Here is a 16,389-nt window from a genome sequence, read left to right as displayed (position 1 = left end):
TTTCAGTTTCCGTTGCGGACGCGGGCGACGACGGCCAGCGGCCGTCCGGAGCTGGTGCGGGTGAAGGCGTGGTGGAGGGCGTCGTGGTCGCGGCCGCCGACCTCGCGGGTCTCCCAGCCCTCGACCTCGAACCGGCGCCCGACACCGCCGGGCCAGCCGTGGGTGGCGGAGGCGTTGTCGATGACCACGACGGTCAGGTTGTCGGTGCCCAGGCGCGCGGCGGCGGCGATGGCCTCGTGGTTGCTGCCCTCGTCGAGTTCGCCGTCGCCGACCAGCACCACCACGCGGGGTTCGGTGCCGTCAGCGCGGCGCACTCCCTGGGCGCGCAGTCCGAGGGCGGTGCCCAGGCCCAGCGGCAAACCCTGGCCGAGGGACCCGCTGCCGATCTCCGCACCGGGGACCAGGACGCGGTCCGGGTGGTGGCCCAGCGGGGAGTCGAAGGCGGTCCAGCCGCGCAGGGTGGGCACGTCGAGGAAGCCCTTGGCGGCGAGTACGGCGTAGAAGGCGGCCGGACCGTGTCCCTTGGAGAGGAGGAAGCGGTCCCGGGCCGGGTCCTCGGCGGTCTCGGGCGAGACGTCGAGGACCCGGTCGTAGAGGACCCAGAGAACGTCGAGGGTGGAGTGCGCGGCGGCGTTGTGCTTCTCGTCACCCTCCATGAGCCCGATCAGCGCAGGGAGGTCGGCGTACCTGGAGAAGGTGGCTGGCGTCGTCATGCCACCAGTGTTCTTCCTCAACCATGGTTGAGGTCAATGGCGGAAATCGCCCGAATCGGGACGACAAAGCCAGTGATATGCGTCACACGACGGTGGTTCCCGGGACGTCGCCGTCGGCCGCGATGACCTGCTCGCACAGACCGGTGGCACGCAGCGCGGACACCACTCCGGCCTCCCGTTCCGCCACCGCGACCGGGTCCTCTCCCCCGCCGCCGACCAGGAAGGCGCACGTGGGCCCGGATCCGGACACCAGGGCACCGAGCGCACCGGCGGCGCGGCCCGCGTCCAGGGTGTGTCGGAGCTCGGGCAGCAGCGAGAGCGCGGCGGGCTGGAGGTCGTTGCTCAGCGAGGCGCCCAGGGCCACAGCGTCACCGCTGGCCAGGGCCTTCTCCAGAGCGGCGTCCAGACGCGGTTCCGGGGCGTCGGGACGCAGCCGGTCGTACTCACCGAACACGTCGGCGGTGGACAGGCCGCGCGGGGACAGGGCGAACACCCACCGGTACCGCCCGGGGCTGGCCATCGGTTCGAGAAGTTCTCCGCGCCCGGTCCCCACCGCCGTGTCACCGACCAGCCCGAAGGCCACGTCGCTGCCGAGTCGGGCGGCGAGGCCGAGGAGGCGCTCCCGGGACAGGTCACAGCCCCACAGGCGGTCGCAGGCCACCAGCGCGGCGGCGGCGTCCGCGCTGCCCCCGGCCATGCCGCCCGCCACCGGGATGCGCTTGTCGAGGTGGATGTCCACGGGGAAGCCGACGCCCGTCTCCTCGGCCAGCAGGATCGCGGCGCGGGCCGCGAGGTTGCTCTCGTCCAGCGGCACCCTGGCCAGGTGGGACTCCGACTGCCCGGTGGCGGTCAACGCGGTGAGGGCACGCGGCCGACGCGGCGACGCCGCCTTGACGGTAACCTCATCGAACAGCGAGACGGCGTGGAACACGTTCACGAGGGCGTGGAAACCGTCCTCGCGTCTGGGCCCCACCGCCAACTGGAGGTTCACCTTCGCGGGGACCCGCACGGTTACGGTGGTATCAACGGTCACGAGTCCCCAATCGTAAAGGAACCCCCACCTTGCGTGAACACAGACCCCTCCACGGGGCGCGCCGTGTTCACCGCCTCCCACCGGCGCGGACCTCCGCGCCCGGGAGGGCGGGTCCCCTTGATCCAGGGTTCGTCACCACTGTCATGTCAGCTACCGCCCGACCCCCGAACGACCCGATCCGGTCCGTGAGTGGGAATCAGGGCACAAACACCGCTACCTTGGGGCAAGGCGGGGTTTGGACACCGTCGGGGAGGGTCGCTTGCCGTCGGATGGGCTCCCGAAGAACCTGGAACCGCTGGCCGCCGGAGATCCGGCCACCATCGGTCCCTACGTGCTGTCCGGGAAGCTGGGCAGCGGCGGCATGGGCACCGTCTACCTGGGCAGCACGCCGGAGAAGAACAACCAGGTAGCCATCAAGGTCATCCGTCCGGAGCTCGCCTTCGACGAGCAGACCCGGGCGCGCTTCCGCGACGAGATGGAGAACGCCCGCAAGGTCGCCTCCTTCTGCACCGCCAAGGTGCTCGACCACGGGACGTTCGAGAACCGTCCCTACATGGTCACCGAGTACATCGCGGGCACGGCCTTGGCCGAGCACATCGCCGAGCACGGGCCCCTGGACTCCTCCACGCTGCACGGCTTCGCCCTGGGCGTGGCCGCGGCGCTCGCCGCCATCCACCGCACCGGGCTGGTCCACCGGGACCTCAAGCCCGCCAACGTCCTGCTGTCGCTCTCCGGCCCCCGGGTGATCGACTTCGGCATCGCGCGCGCGATGAACACCGCGACCAACCACACCCAGACCGGCATCGTCATGGGCAGCCCCGGCTGGATGGCGCCCGAGCAGCTACTGGAGGAGAAGGTCACCACCTCGGCGGACATCTTCGCCTGGGGCTGCCTGGTGGCGTTCGCGGGCAACGGCACGCACCCCTTCGGCAACGGCGACGCGATGACGCTGGGCAAGCGGGTGCTGTTCGCGGAGCCGCAGATCGGCAACCTGGACAGTCCGCTGGACCGCCTGGTGACCCGCGCCCTGGCCAAGGAGCCGGGCCGCCGCCCCACCGCCCAGGACCTTCTGCTGGAGCTCGCGGGCGGGGAGGACACCAGCAACCCCAACGACATGGTCTCGCACGCCCTGCACCAGTCGTGGCGGCCGAACCTGCCCCCGATGCCCCCGGGCATGCCGCACCCCGCGCACCAGACCATGTCGGGCATGCGCCATCCGGCGCCCGGCCACTACCAGCAGCCCCCGCCGCCGATGCCGCCGCCCGCGCACCAGACCGGCAACTACACGCGGTCGCAGCACGTGCCGCCGCCGGTCCACCCCGTCGCCGGTCACCCGGCCGGTCCGCACCCGGTCACCCACGGCCAGCAGCAGCGTCCCGCCCCGGCGGGTCCGCCCCCCGCGCAGCACCCGGCCGCCACCGGCCCCATCCCGATGGTGCCGCCCCCGGCCGAGCAGCAGCAGCGGGGACCCCAGCCGTACGTGCCGCCGGTGCCGCCGCCCCCGCACCGGCCCGCCGCGCCCGGCAGGAGGGGCGGTCTGTTCTGGGGTCTGCTCGCGGGCGGTATCGCCCTGGCCGTACTGCTGGTGGTCGTGGCCGTCCTCGTCCTCAACCGGCCCGGGTCCGGTGCGAGCGACCAGAACACCCCGCCGGCCAACCAGGGCAGGGAGGATCCCGCCCCGGACCCGAACGTGCCCGACGACGGTCTCGGCAACATGGACCCGGAGATGCCCGACCCCTCCGACACCGACGGGGAGAAGGTGTCCGAGGACGGCACGGTCCGCTACACCGCCGAGGTGCGCTGCCTGGAGGCGATCCCGGGCCGGTCGAGCATCGAGGGCGGGGTGTACTGCGTGGCCGACCTGGCCCTGGAGAACCTCGGCAGCGACGAGATCGTGTTCAGCTCGGCCGAGCAGCGCCTGGTCACCGAGAGCAACCGGTGGATCACCGCCGACACCCCCACCTCCGAGGAGAAGAAGGGCACCCTCTGGGAGCCGGTTCCCCCGGGCGCGGAGGCCCGGGGTGACCTGGTGTTCAGCGTGAGGTCGGGCGAGGAGCCCTCCAGCCTGGTCCTCACCCACTCCGAGGACGCCGACGACACGGAGATCCGCGTGTCCGTCAGCCAGGACTGACACGGGGCTCCCCGAGACGGGGCCCCGAAAACGCGTCGGGCCCGGCACACACCGTGTGCCGGGCCCGCTCATGTCAGGAGCGCCGCGGGGCTACTCCCACTCGATGGTGCCCGGGGGCTTGCTGGTCACGTCCAGCGTCACCCGGTTGATCTCGCGGACCTCGTTGGTGATGCGGTTGGAGATGCGGGCGAGCACGTCGTAGGGCACGCGCGACCAGTCGGCGGTCATCGCGTCCTCACTGCTCACCGGGCGGAGCACCACGGGGTGGCCGTAGGTGCGGCCGTCACCCTGGACGCCCACCGAGCGGACGTCGGCCAGCAGCACGACGGGGCACTGCCAGATGTCGCGGTCCAGCCCGGCGCGGCTGAGCTCCTCGCGGGCGATCGCGTCGGCCTCGCGCAGGATCTCCAGGCGTTCCCGGTTCACCTCACCGATGATCCGGATGCCCAGGCCCGGGCCGGGGAAGGGCTGGCGCCACACCATCTCGGGCGGCAGGCCCAGCTCCTCACCGACCTTGCGGACCTCGTCCTTGAACAGCTCGCGCAGCGGCTCCACCAGCGTGAACTGGAGGTCGTCGGGCAGGCCGCCCACGTTGTGGTGCGACTTGATGTTCGCGGTGCCGGTGCCGCCGCCGGACTCCACGACGTCCGGGTACAGGGTGCCCTGGACCAGGAACTCGACCTCGGCGCCGTCCTCGCCGCTCTCCGCGACGACCTCGCGGGCCGCCTGCTCGAAGACGCGGATGAACTCGCGACCGATGATCTTGCGCTTCTCCTCGGGGTCGGTCACCCCGGCCAGCTCCGAGAGGAACTGCTCCTCGGCGTCGACCACCTTGAGCTTGGCGCCGGTGATCGCGACGAAGTCCTTCTCGACCTGGTCGGCCTCGCCCTTGCGGAGCAGGCCGTGGTCCACGAACACGCAGGTGAGCTGGTCGCCCACGGCGCGCTGCACCAGGGCGCCGGCGACGGCGGAGTCGACACCGCCGCTGAGCGCGCAGATCACGCGCTTGTCACCGATCTGCTCGCGGATGCGCTCCAGCTGCTCCTCGACGATGTTCACCATCGTCCAGGTGGGACGGCAGCCCGCGCCCTCGTAGAGGAAGCGACGCATCAGCTCCTGGCCGTGCTCGGTGTGCATGACCTCGGGGTGGAACTGGACGCCGAACAGGCGGCGCTCGGTGTCCTCGAAGGCGGCGACCGGGGCGCCCGCGGTGCTGGCGGTGCTCTTGAACCCGGCCGGGGCCTGGACCACGGAGTCGCCGTGCGACATCCACACGCTCAGGTCCTCGGGCAGGCCCTCGAACAGGACGGAGTCGGCGCTGGCGGTCAACGCGGTGCGGCCGAACTCGCTCAGGTCGGTGCGGTCCACGACCCCGCCCAGGGCGCGGGTCATGGCCTGGAAGCCGTAGCAGATGCCGAAGGTCGGGACCCCGGTCTCGAACAGCTCGGCCCCCACGCTCGGGGCGCCCTCGGCGTACACCGAGGAGGGGCCACCCGAGAGGATGATGGCCTTGGGTTTCTTGGCGAGCATCTCCTCGACCGGCATGGTCGAGGGCACGATCTCGCTGTGCACGTGGCATTCCCGGACCCGTCGGGCGATCAGCTGCGCGTACTGCGCACCGAAGTCGACGACGAGGACGGTGTCGAACGTGCTGTCAGCACCAACGGACACGACGGAGGACCTTCCGCAGAAAAATGTGGATGTCCGTCCAGTCTAGGCCGTTCACCACGGTCGGGACGCACCGACGGGTGTGCCGCCCGGCACGCGGACCGGGTGTCCGGACCGGGTGTCCGGAGCGCTCAACCCGCGAACCCTCCGGGGTTGGCGGACTGCCAGCGCCAGGTGTCGCGGCAGGCGTCGTCCACGGTCAGCTCCGCCTTCCAGCCCAGGTCGCGGGAGGCGGCCGAGGGGTCGGCGTAGCAGACGGCGATGTCGCCGGGGCGCCGCCCGGTGACCGTGTACGGGACGGGCGACCCGGTGGCGCGCTCGAAGGCGCGCAGGCTCTCCATGACGGAGGTGCCCTGGCCCGTGCCGAGGTTGTAGACGCGGTGGCCGGGGGAGTCGGTGAGGTGGTCCACGGCGGCCAGGTGGCCCGCGGCCAGGTCCACCACGTGCAGGTAGTCGCGGACTCCGGTGCCGTCCGGGGTGTCGTAGTCGTCCCCGTACACGTTCAGGCGCTCGCGGCGTCCGGCGGCGACCTGGGCGATGTAGGGGAAGAGGTTGTTCGGGACGCCCTGGGGGTCCTCACCGATCAGGCCGCTGGGGTGGGCCCCGATCGGGTTGAAGTAGCGCAGGGAGACGATCCGCCAGCGCGGGTCGGCGGCGGCCAGGTCGTCCAGGATGCGCTCGGCGAACAGCTTGGTGTTGCCGTAGGGGTTGGTGGTCGACAGCTCGGCGTCCTCGGGGATCGGCACGCGCCGGGGGTCGCCGTAGACGGTGGCGGAGGAGCTGAGGACGAGGTCGCGCACCCCGGCCTCGTCCATGACCTCGCAGAGGGTCAGCAGGGCGTCGAGGTTGTTGCGGTAGTAGCGCAGGGGCTGCTCGACGGACTCGCCCACGGCCTTGAACCCGGCCAGGTGGATGACGGCGTCGATCTCGTGCCGCTCGAAGACGTCGCGCACGGCGTCGGCGTCGGTGCAGTCGACGCGGTGGAACGCGAGCGTGCGGCCCGTGATCCGCTCGACCCGGCGCAGGGCCTCCTCGTGGCTGTTGACGAGGGAGTCGACGACCACGACCCCGTGCCCGGCCTGGAGGAGTTCGACCGCGGTGTGGGTGCCGATGTACCCGGCGCCACCGGTGAGCAGTACGTTCATCATCGCTTCCCTGGGATGGGCGGTGCGGACCCTCCCAGGATAGGGGCGCGCCGCGACCCATCGCGGGTGACCCTCGCGACGTGTCGGATCGCCCCGGGAACACGGGGGGCGGGCGCCGCGTGCGGTGCCCGCCCCGTCGTGTGTCGTGCGGTGGTCAGCTCCGGCCCGGCGAGGTGCTGCGCCGGGTGTCGATCCGCAGGACCTGCGGGTCGTGGTCGCTGACCTGGTCGTGGAACTCGGAGTTGATCCGGGCGATCTCGTAGTCGACCCGTCCGGCCAGGGCGCCGTTGACCAGGATGTGGTCGAGGGCCTGGGAGTTGCCGTCGAAGACGTAGTTGTAGCCCTCACCCCCGCCCAGGTCCGCCATGGGGTTGGTGAGCGCGCCGTCGCCGGTGAGGATGTCCAGGGTCGTCGAGAACTGGAAGTCGTTCAGGTCGCCCATCACCACCAGGTTGGCGTCGGGGTCGGCGGCGAGGAGGTCGTCCGCGAACTCGCGGACCAGGGTGGCCTGCTGGTGTCGCTGGGTCTCGGTCACCCGGCTCGGCGGCTGGTTGACGCCGTGCAGGGACTCGTCGCCGCCCTTGGCGTTGAAGTGGTTGGTGACCACGTACACGTCGCGGTTGAGCGCGCGGAAGTGGCCGACCAGCGGCTTGCGGCTGGAGTTCCAGGCCTCGTCCCCGGGCGCGATCCGCCCCGGGGAGACGGACAGCCCGACGCCGCGTTCGCCCTCCACGACCTCGACGGGGGTGGTGGCGTCACCGCCCTCGACGTCCACGAACTGGACCCTGGCGGGGTTGAAGAGGAAGGCGTTGCGGATGTTCCCGCCGGGGACGCCGCCGTCCTTCTTGTCCTCGGGGCTGATCTCCCGCCACTCGTAGGCGGGGCCGCCCGCCGCCTCGATGGCGTCGACGAGGCGGTCCAGGGTGACGTCGGCGGCCACGACGCCGTCGTCGGTCTCGCTGCTGTTGTCCTGGATCTCCTCCAGGCCGACGATGTCCGGCGCGCCCAGGTAGCTCACGAACCCCTCCGCGAGGGCGTCGAAGTCGGCCTGGTCGTCCGCACCGCCGAGGTTCTCGACGTTGTAGGTGGCCACGCCGATCTCGTGCCGCGCGGTGTCGCGGACCGCGACGCGCTCCAGGTCACCGGGGACGTGTTCGCCCAGGGTGGTGGCGCGGATCAGGTAGCCGCCGAACCGGCTGTAGGCGACGGGGCCCTCGGTGACGCCCGCGAGGGTGTCACCGACGTCGGCCTTGGGGAAGGGGCTCACGTCGCGGTCGAGCAGCGACTCGATCTTCACGCGGCCGCTGTTGGGGTCGTCGTAGGAGCCGTAGTGCACGCCGCCGTTGGGGGTGCGGTTCGCGTCGGGCCGGGTGGTCACCCACAGGGCGTGGTAGCCGTCGGTGGCCCCGACGACGGGGGCGTCCTCGACGCGGACGGTCATGTGCTCGTGGGCGGCCCAGAAGTCCAGGGCGTACTCGTCGGGCCGGAGTTCGAGCTCGGTGACGTCGCCGCCGTGGTCGGGGGCGTACGCCTCGGGGATCGCGTCGGCGTCGAGCAGGACCGCCTCCGGCAGGTCGTTGCCCCGGGAGAGGGTGGTCCAGCGGGCCTTCTCCAGCTGGGTGGCGGTCTGCGCACCCGCCTGGGGGCGGTACTCGCCCACCTGTCCGGCGGCCAGGACCTCGTCACCGACCGCGACGTCGGGGGTGGTGGAGCCGGTGAGGACGAAGAGCGCCTCGCTGGTGCGCGGGTCGCCGTCGCCCTCGGTGTCCTGGAACCAGAACCCCCGGGCGCTGCCGAAGGCGTTGACTGCGGTGACCACGCCGGGCAGGCCGGTCACCCGCTCCCCCGCGTACGGGGAGGTGCGGGTGGTGCCCTGGACGTCGTGGATGCGCAGGTCACCGGGTTCGACGGGCTCCTCCGGCCCTCCCCCGCCGGGGCCCTCGACGGTCTCGCCCGCGCCATTGGTGGGGGTCGGCTCGCCCACGGTGAAGTCGGCGGAGTTGTCGCCGGAGTGGGTGAACCCCCCGTCGCGCGAGGCGGAGGTGGTGTTGCCGGTGCCGGGCGCGGGTGCCCCGGCGTGGACCACGGCGTCGCCGTAGCCGACGACGTCGACGATCGAGCCGTCCTCGGCGCAGGTCGCGGCGGTGCGGCACTCGACGGGGGTGGTGCCCGACACCAGGAGCACGGCCCCGGCGGAGGCCGACATGTTGGTGTTGCCGGTGTCGTCGGGGGCGGGGAGGTCGGTGGTGCCGCCCGCGCCCGCCGCCTGGCGGACGAGGTGGTGCTCGCCCGCGGCGACGCTGCCGCTGAGCGGGGTCACCTGGACCCGGGTGTTCGGTCCGGGGCGCGCGGGCAGGTACTGCACGCTCCACCCGGTCAGGTCGACGTCGGCGGCGGTGGGGTTGCCCAGCTCGACGAAGTCGTGGCGCAGCTGCGCGCCGCTGTTGCCACCACCGCCGTAGACCTCGCTGATCACGGGGGTGTCGGCGGAGGCGAGGGCGGGCAGCGGAGCCAAGAGGCCCGCTCCCAGGGCGGCGGCCGCGAGCGCGGCGGCGGAGGCGAGGGATCTCCGGCGGACCGGGACCGTGGCTCTGGAGGGGGTTGGGGACACGCCTGCTCCGGTTTCTGCGGGGAATGGGGGGATCCGTGCGGCCACATCATCGCCGCCACGGGTGTCCGCTTGAAGGAGTGCGCGTGAAATGAAGGCGTCCCGGTGTCCGATTGTTGTGATCCCACGACGGTCGGCGGCCCGGACCCCGGTGTGATCCTCCAAGGTCCGGGCCGCCGTCGCCCCGCTGGTCCGGTCCGGTCCACAGCTGTGGGCCGACCCGGGCGGTCTACCCGCCGATCCCGGCGCGGCCCGCGTTGCCCAGGTACACCAGGTACTCGGCGGGGTCCAGCGGGTTGCCGTCGGTGCGGGTCCGGTGAGGGGGCCGCCCCCGTACCGGCCGGTCGCCCGCCGGACGGCTGACCCACACGCCCTCGCCCCGGGTGGCCCCGGCGAGCGCCGCGCCGACCGGGTGGGCCTCGCCCGCCCCGACCTCGCCGGTCACCCGCCAGGTGTCCCCCTCGGCCTCGGTCTCCCGGACCCGGGCCCCGTGCCCGCCGAGCAGGGAGAGCACCGAGCTGAGTTCGGTGGCGGGCACCGACAGCTCGAACGCGTGCACCGGTTCGAACACCCGGCTCCCCGCCCGTTCCAGGGCCCGCAGGGCCACCATCGGGACCAGCAGACGGAAGTGCGCCGCCTCCGCGAGCGGGGCGACGTAGCCGCTCCGCACCAGGGTCACCACGCAGTCGGTCACCGGCCAGCCGTACAGCCCCTGCCCGAGGGCGTCGCGTACGGCGTCCTCCACCGCCCGGTCGTAGGCGGGCAGCAGCGCCCCCAGTTCCGTCTCACGCCGGAAGACCACACCGGACCCCTCCTCCCCCGGGTCCACGCGCAGCCCGACGGTGACGGGGCCGCCGATCTCCCGGGTGAGGCGGACCGGCTCGACCGCCGTGCCGGAGCCGGACGGGCGTTCGGCGTGCACCACGCTGCTGGCCGCGAAGACCGCCTCGACGCCGAAGTCCTCGGCCAGGGTGGCGGCCACGACCTCCTTCTGCACCTCGCCGTGGAGGAGCACGGACAGCCCCTCCCCCGGTACCGTGCGCAGCCGGATCAGCGGGTCCTGGTCCGAGAGCGCGGCCAGCGCCGAGTGGAGCCGGTTCCCGTCCTCCGGGCGGACCGGCCGGACCACCGACTCCAGGGCCGGGCGCGCCAGCGGCGGGGCGTGGACGGGGCGCCCGATCCGGTCACCGACCCGCAGCCCGGGCAGACCGCGGATCCGGCCGATCCCGCCCGCTGTGAGGGGTCGGTCCCGTTCGCCCTCGGATCCGACGACCTCCAGACGCGTGAGGCGTCCCTCGTGCGGTTCGCCGTCGGCGGGGTCCGCCCGCTCGAACCCCACCCGCTCCCGGGTGCGCAGGGATCCCTCGTACAGCCTCAGGTAGCCGGTCTTCTCGCCGGTCGGTGAGCGCTCGATCGCGAACACCGTGCCCCGGGGCTCTCCTGCGGCCTCCCGTCCGGCACCGGCGCCCCCGTCCGGTCCGGGCCCGGGGCGGGCGGGCAGCAGGTCCGCGAGGGCCGCCGTCAGTTCGGGGATTCCCGCACCGGTGATCGCGGAACCCGACAGCACCGGGTGGGCCAGGCCGCGCAGCACCTGGGCTCGCAGCGTGGACCGCAGGGACTCGGGGCCCGGGAGCGGCCGGTCCTCGACCAGCGCGGCCAGGAGCCCGTCGTCGTGTTCGGCGAGGAACTCGGCCGTGCTGGCGGCGTGCCCGGGGTCGCCCAGGTCGAGGGCGGCCACCCGCGCGCGTGCGGCACCCGCGTCCGTGACGGTGTCCAGGGCGAGGGCGCGGCCGGTGAGGCGGCGTCGGACCTGCTCGAAGACGCGCGCGGGTTCGGCGCCGCCCCGGTCGATCTTGTTGACGAACAGCAGCACCGGCAGGCGCATCTCCCGCAGCACCCGCATGAGCAGGCGGGTGTGCGGCTGCACGCCCTCCACGGCGGACAGCACCAGGACGGCGCCGTCGAGCACCGCGAGGGCGCGTTCGACCTCCGCGACGAAGTCGGCGTGGCCGGGGGTGTCGATCAGGTTGACCTGGACGGCGCCGACCCGGAAGGACGCCACGGCGGTGCGCACGGTGATGCCGCGTTCGCGTTCGATCCGGCCGGTGTCGGTCTGGGTGTCGCCGGAGTCGACGCTGCCGAGCCGGTCGGTGGCACCGGCGTCGAAGAGCAGGCGCTCGGTGAGGCTGGTCTTACCCGCGTCGACGTGCGCGAGGATTCCGATGTTCAGGGTGGTCACGTGCGGTTCCCAGGAGAGTTTCGATCCGGATGGTGGACTCGGAGCTTCCGTGGGATCGCCGCATGCCGTCGGCCCTTCTGTCGTCGGTTCTGATCAGGGAGATCATGCGGAAAAGGGTGCGGGGCGCGCAAGGGGTTTTCCCGCGCGCCCCGCACCCTCCGCCGGGTCGGCCCGGCTACAGCCGCGGGTCGACCGGCTCGGTCTCCAGGGCGAGCACCGCGAACACCGGTTCGTGCACGCGCCACAGCGGCTCACCTGCGGCCTGGCGGGTCAGGGCCTCCAGCCCGAGCTTGTGCTCGCGCATGGCCAGGCCGTTCTTGCGGCCGAGTTTGCGGTCCCTGAGCACCGCGATCCGTTCCGGGTCGGTGTAGTCGGCCCCGTAGATGATCCGCAGGTACTCGGGGCCGCGCACCTTCAGCCCCGGCAGGGCCAGGCCCTTGCGCCCCTTCGCCCGGGCACCGAGCAGGGGTTTGACCACCATGCCCTCCCCGCCGTGGTCGACCATCTCGCGCCACCACGCGGCGGCGGCCGCGCAGGAGGCCGGTTCGGTGGTGTCCACGACCAGGTAGCGGGTGGCCTGGACCATCCCACCGGTCCCGGCCAGCTGTTCGGCCACGCCCATGTGCCAGAGGTGGTCGGCCTCGGTGTACTCCTTCCCCTCGGTGGCCAGGAGCGCGAACGGGGCGTAGCGGAGCCCGTCCGCCCCCTCGGTGTCCCAGGTGTAGCGACGGTAGACCTCGCTGAACGCCTCGGTCTGCTCGGTGCGGCGGGCGATGGTCGCGGCGAGCCCGCCGACGTCCACGCCCCGGGCGGCCGCCGCCGACAGGGCGGCGGAGGCGGCGGGCAGGGAGGCCCGGGCGGCCGCGCCCACCGAGGCGTACTGCTCCCGGATGAGCGCGTGCGCCTTGGCGGACCAGGGCAGCATCTCGCCGTCCAGGGCCAGCCAGTCGGTGCCCAGCCGGTCCCAGAGCCCGGCCTCGGTCACCGCCCGCCGCAGCCGGTCCACCACCTCGGCCTGGACCTCGGGGTCCCGGAAGAAGGGGCGTCCGGTGCGGGTGTAGACGGTGCCGAGCTCCCCCGGGACGAAGCGGCGCGCGGCGGCGGCCCCGTCGCGGCACAGCACGGCCACGGCCCGCGAGCCCATGTGCTTCTCCTGGCAGACCACCTCGCCCACCCCGGAGCCCCGGTAGGCGGCGAAGGCCTCGTCGGGGCGCTCCAACAGTTCGGGGTCGGCGGCGGTCGGGGCCGGGGCCATGGTCGGCGGCAGGTACACCAGCCAGCGGGGATCCACCGAGAACCGGCTCATCACCTCCAGGGCGGCCATGGCGCTCTCGGGGTCGGCGCGCACGGTCCCGTACCCGGTCTCGACGACGAGTCCGGCGTGGGGGTCGCCCACGCCGACGTCCTTGATGTCGACGACCCGGCCGGTGCCGTCCTCGTCGCGCTCGGGCGGGGTCTCGACCAGGGGACGGACCGGCTCGTACCAGGTGCGCTCGGCGTCCACGTCCACGATCTCCCGTTCGGGGTAGCGCAGCGCGGTGAGCCTGCCGCCGAACACGCAACCGGTGTCCAGGCAGATGGTGCGGTTGATCCACTCGGCCTTGTTCGTGGGGACGTGCCCGTAGACCACCGTGGCCCGGCCCCGGTACTCGCGGGCCCAGGGCAGGCGGACGGGGAGGCCGAACTCGTCGGTCTCACCGGTGGTCTCGCCGTACAGGGCGAAGGAGCGCACCCGCCCCGAGGCGCGGTTGTGGTACTCCTCCTTGAGCCCGGCGTGCGCGACCACCAGGTCGCCTCCGTCCAGCACCAGGTGGCTGACCAGGCCGTCGCAGAACTCCAGGACCTCCTTGCGGAACTCCTCGCTCTCGCGACCCAGCTGCTCCACGGTCTCGGCCAGGCCGTGGGTGAGTCGGCCCTTGCCGGTGCTGAGGTGGCGGACCAGCTTGTTCTCGTGGTTTCCGGGCACGCAGAGGGCGTCGCCGTCGGAGACCATCCCCATGACCAGGCGCAGGACGCCGGGGCTGTCGGGGCCCCGGTCCACGAGGTCACCGACGAACACCGCCGTACGGCCCTCGGGGTGCCGGGCGCCGACCGGCCGTCCCCGGTCGTCGCGGCGCAGCTGGTAGCCGAGCCGCGTCAGCAGGCTCTCCAGCTCGGAACGGCAGCCGTGGACGTCACCGACGATGTCGAAGGGGCCGGTGAGCTCGGTCCGCTCCGGCCAGGGGCGTTCCAGCTCGATCCGGACGGCGTCGATCTCCTCCTGTCCCCTGAGGACGTACGTCCGCCGGATCCCCTCTCGGGACATCCGCTTGAGGCCCTCCCTGAGGTCGCGGCGCTGACGGCGGATCACGTGGTCCCCGAAGTCGCGGTCGAGGCGGGCGCGGTTGCGGGCGCGGGCCACCGACTCGGGCACGTCGAGGACGATCGCCGTGGTGAGGACGTCGTTGTCCTTCGCGATGCGGACGAGCTGGTCGCGTGCCCTGCGCTGGACGTTGGTGGCGTCCACCACGGTGAGCAGTCCGCGCCGCAGCCGGATGTCCACGATCGTGCCCAGCAGGGCGAAGGCGTCGGCGGTGGCGGTCTGGTCGTTCTCGTCGTCGCTGACCACGCCCCGGCAGAAGTCGGAGCCGATCACCTGGGTGGGCTCGAAGTGCCTGGCCGCGAAAGTGGACTTGCCCGATCCGGAGACCCCGACCAGCAGGACGAGCCCCATGCGGGGCACGCCGAGCACGCGGGGCTCGCGGGCGGCCTCGTCGTTCGGCTCGTTCACTTGGTGAAGACTCCCATCTGGGTCGGTGCGCCGGTCTCGGGGTGTTCGGGGCCGACCGGCAGGTGTCGGACGGTGTAGCCGTGTTCGGCGGCGACCCGGTCGGCCCAGGCGGCGAACTCGGCGCGGGTCCACTCGAAGCGGTGGTCGGCGTGCCGGAACTCCCCTTCGGCCAGTCCCTCGTAGTGGCGGTTGTACTCGATGTTGGGTGTGGTGACCACGACGAGCCGGGGTGCGGCGTCGCCGAAGACCACCTGCTCCATGGCGGGCAGCCGGGAGGGGTCGAGGTGCTCGACGACCTCCATGAGCACCGCCGCGTCGTGGTCACGGAAGCGCCGGTCCCGGTAGACCACGGAGCCCAGCAGCAGTTCGGGGCGGGTCCCGGGCCGCGATCGCTCCTCGCGGCGGGTGTCGGAGTCCGCGAAGAGGGGCCGGTGGCGCCTGCCGCCGTCCGGGTGGCAGCCCTCGCAGAGCCTGCGGTGGGCGATCTCCAGGCTGCCGAGGTGCACGTCCACGCCGGTGACGCGCTCCAGGGAGCGGTCGCGGACCAGCCGCTCCAGCAGACGGCCCCCACCGCAGCCGAGGTCGATGACGCTGGTGGCCCGTTCCGCGCCCAGGACCGCGGTGACCGCGCCCGCGCGCTGTTCGGCCAGGGAGGGCTCGCGCTCCTCCACGGCCGGGTCGCGCGGGAGGGCGGCGGCGTTCTCCCCGGGGGCGCCGTCCTCGTCGTCCGGTCCGGACCCGGGGTCCCCGGCCTCTTCCAGCCGGGCCAGGGCGGTGCGCACGTACGTCTCCCGGCGCGCGAGGTAGCGGCGGGTGATCCAGGCGCGTTCGGGGTGTCCGGCCAGCCAGCCCGCGCCCGCCTCGTCGACGACGCCGTCGACCGGGGCCCCGCCCGCCCGCAGGAGCTTGTCGATCTCGGTGGAGTCCACCCAGTAGTGCTTGTGGCCGCCCTCCATCGCGGGCAGCAGCACGTACAGGTGGCTCAGCGCCTCGGACAGCCGCAGGGTGCCGGTCAGGGTGAGCGACAGGTGGTGCGAGTCGCCCCAGCCGGGCAGTTCGGGGTCGAGCGGGACCGGGATGGCCTCCACCGACCAGCCCAGGGGCTCGAAGAGCGCACGCGCCCTCTCGGGGCCGGGGCGGCAGGGCACGGCGGGCAGGTGCAGGACCAGCGGAAGGGGTGTGCGCGCCAGTTCGGGGCGGCGCTCGCTCGTCCCCCGGATCGCGGACCGCAGCACCCTGCCCAGCGCCACCGTGAACAGCGAGGAGGAGGCGTAGGGGCGGTCGTTGACGTACTGCGCGAGGGCGAAGTCCGGGGTGCTCACCGACGTCCGCGAGCGCAGCAGCGCCCGCGGGTCCACTTCCAGGAGCAGCGCGGCCGTACAGCGTTCGTCGGTGGCCTCGGGGTAGAAGACGTGCGCCGTCCCGAAGGACTGCTCGAAGCTCTGCGCCTTGTCGGGGTGCTTGTGCAGCAGGTGTCCGAGGTCCGTCGCCGGTTGGGCCGTGGTGGTGATCGTCAGTAGCACCCGTGCATTGTTTCCGACCGGGCCGGTACCGACCAGTGCTTTTCGGACCGGCCTCGGTCGGGTTCAGACCCCGGCGGTGTCCCGGTTTCGTCGGGAGCGGGTGGTCAGCAGCGCCGCGAGGGCGACCGACACGGGGAGGGAGACCAGGGTCATGAGGTACCAGGGCACCCACGGGCTGGTGGCGTTGGCGAAGTCCGGGAACCGGTCCCACAGCCAGAAGTCCAGGTGGATGGCCGCGTTGGTGGAGAGCACGGTCAGGACGAGGTAGAGCGGCAGGGAGTACAGGACGACGGCGAGGGGCCGGGGCACGCGCGTCAGCCGCAGCAGGAGCAGGGCCAGAGCGGGGGCGGAGAGCACGGTCACGGCCCTGGCGGCCATTCCGGCGCCGATGTTGGCCCCGACCACCTCGTCGGACTGGAACGCGACGAGGAGGGTGCTGAGCAGAAAGCCGAGGCCTTCGGCCAGGAGCGCCGCGCCCACGCCCACGGCGAGGCCGAGGAGTGCGGCGCGGATCGGGGAGATCGCTTCGGGGGTCGTCTTCGTCATGGGACCAGTCTGT

Annotated in this window: 10 protein-coding genes; 1 reads left to right on the top strand and 9 read right to left on the bottom strand. The window is 73.0% G+C overall.

From position 1 onward, the window contains the following. Window positions 1–2: 2 nt before the first annotated feature. Both AC0VYL_RS03815 and AC0VYL_RS03810 read right to left on the bottom strand, forming a co-directional pair. Entirely contained in the window at window positions 3–713 is a 711-nt protein-coding gene (locus tag AC0VYL_RS03815; RefSeq protein WP_475482340.1) for a thiamine pyrophosphate-dependent enzyme, read from the bottom strand. Window positions 714–795: 82 nt separating this feature from the next. Further along, window positions 796–1,746 carry a 4-(cytidine 5'-diphospho)-2-C-methyl-D-erythritol kinase gene (locus AC0VYL_RS03810; RefSeq protein WP_475482339.1) on the bottom strand — a complete coding sequence of 317 codons (951 nt, stop codon included), beginning with the start codon at window positions 1,744–1,746 and terminating at the stop codon, window positions 796–798. Window positions 1,747–2,005: 259 nt separating this feature from the next. Here AC0VYL_RS03810 and AC0VYL_RS03805 point away from each other — a divergent pair, with 259 nt between their 5' ends. Next, complete coding sequence (locus AC0VYL_RS03805) at window positions 2,006–3,877, top strand: serine/threonine-protein kinase (RefSeq protein ID WP_475482338.1); 1,872 nt, start codon at window positions 2,006–2,008, stop codon at window positions 3,875–3,877. A 90-nt stretch (window positions 3,878–3,967) separates the two neighbouring features. Here AC0VYL_RS03805 and guaA read toward each other — a convergent pair whose 3' ends face one another. The 7 genes from guaA to AC0VYL_RS03770 all read right to left on the bottom strand — a co-directional run bounded on the left by guaA (window position 3,968) and on the right by AC0VYL_RS03770 (window position 16,376). Beyond that, window positions 3,968–5,548 (bottom strand): glutamine-hydrolyzing GMP synthase, encoded by a 1,581-nt coding sequence (gene guaA / locus AC0VYL_RS03800; protein ID WP_475459239.1) that lies wholly within the window; start codon window positions 5,546–5,548, stop codon window positions 3,968–3,970. A 128-nt stretch (window positions 5,549–5,676) separates the two neighbouring features. Next, the gene (gene galE / locus AC0VYL_RS03795; RefSeq protein ID WP_475482337.1) at window positions 5,677–6,690 is read right to left on the bottom strand and encodes a UDP-glucose 4-epimerase GalE; all 1,014 of its coding nucleotides are present in this window, start codon (window positions 6,688–6,690) and stop codon (window positions 5,677–5,679) included. Between the two features lie 154 nt (window positions 6,691–6,844). Beyond that, window positions 6,845–9,301: an endonuclease/exonuclease/phosphatase family protein gene (locus AC0VYL_RS03790; RefSeq protein WP_475482336.1), complete on the bottom strand. Its 2,457-nt coding sequence runs from the start codon at window positions 9,299–9,301 to the stop codon at window positions 6,845–6,847. 226 nt (window positions 9,302–9,527) lie between these two features. Beyond that, window positions 9,528–11,537, bottom strand: a complete 2,010-nt coding sequence (locus tag AC0VYL_RS03785) for a GTP-binding protein (protein WP_475482335.1) — start codon at window positions 11,535–11,537, stop codon at window positions 9,528–9,530. A gap of 175 nt (window positions 11,538–11,712) precedes the next feature. After that, window positions 11,713–14,250, bottom strand: coding sequence for a polynucleotide kinase-phosphatase (locus AC0VYL_RS03780; RefSeq protein ID WP_475483462.1), 2,538 nt, complete (start codon window positions 14,248–14,250; stop codon window positions 11,713–11,715). 53 nt (window positions 14,251–14,303) lie between these two features. Next, window positions 14,304–15,830, bottom strand: coding sequence for a 3' terminal RNA ribose 2'-O-methyltransferase Hen1 (locus AC0VYL_RS03775; protein ID WP_475482334.1), 1,527 nt, complete (start codon window positions 15,828–15,830; stop codon window positions 14,304–14,306). 63 nt (window positions 15,831–15,893) lie between these two features. After that, window positions 15,894–16,376 (bottom strand): hypothetical protein, encoded by a 483-nt coding sequence (locus AC0VYL_RS03770; protein WP_475482333.1) that lies wholly within the window; start codon window positions 16,374–16,376, stop codon window positions 15,894–15,896. Between the last annotated feature and the right edge of the window lie 13 nt (window positions 16,377–16,389).

The organism is Nocardiopsis sp. iso_238, from assembly GCF_056173325.1.
The sequence above is the reverse complement of the archived record's forward strand: the minus strand, read 5'-3'. Positions and strand labels throughout refer to the sequence as shown.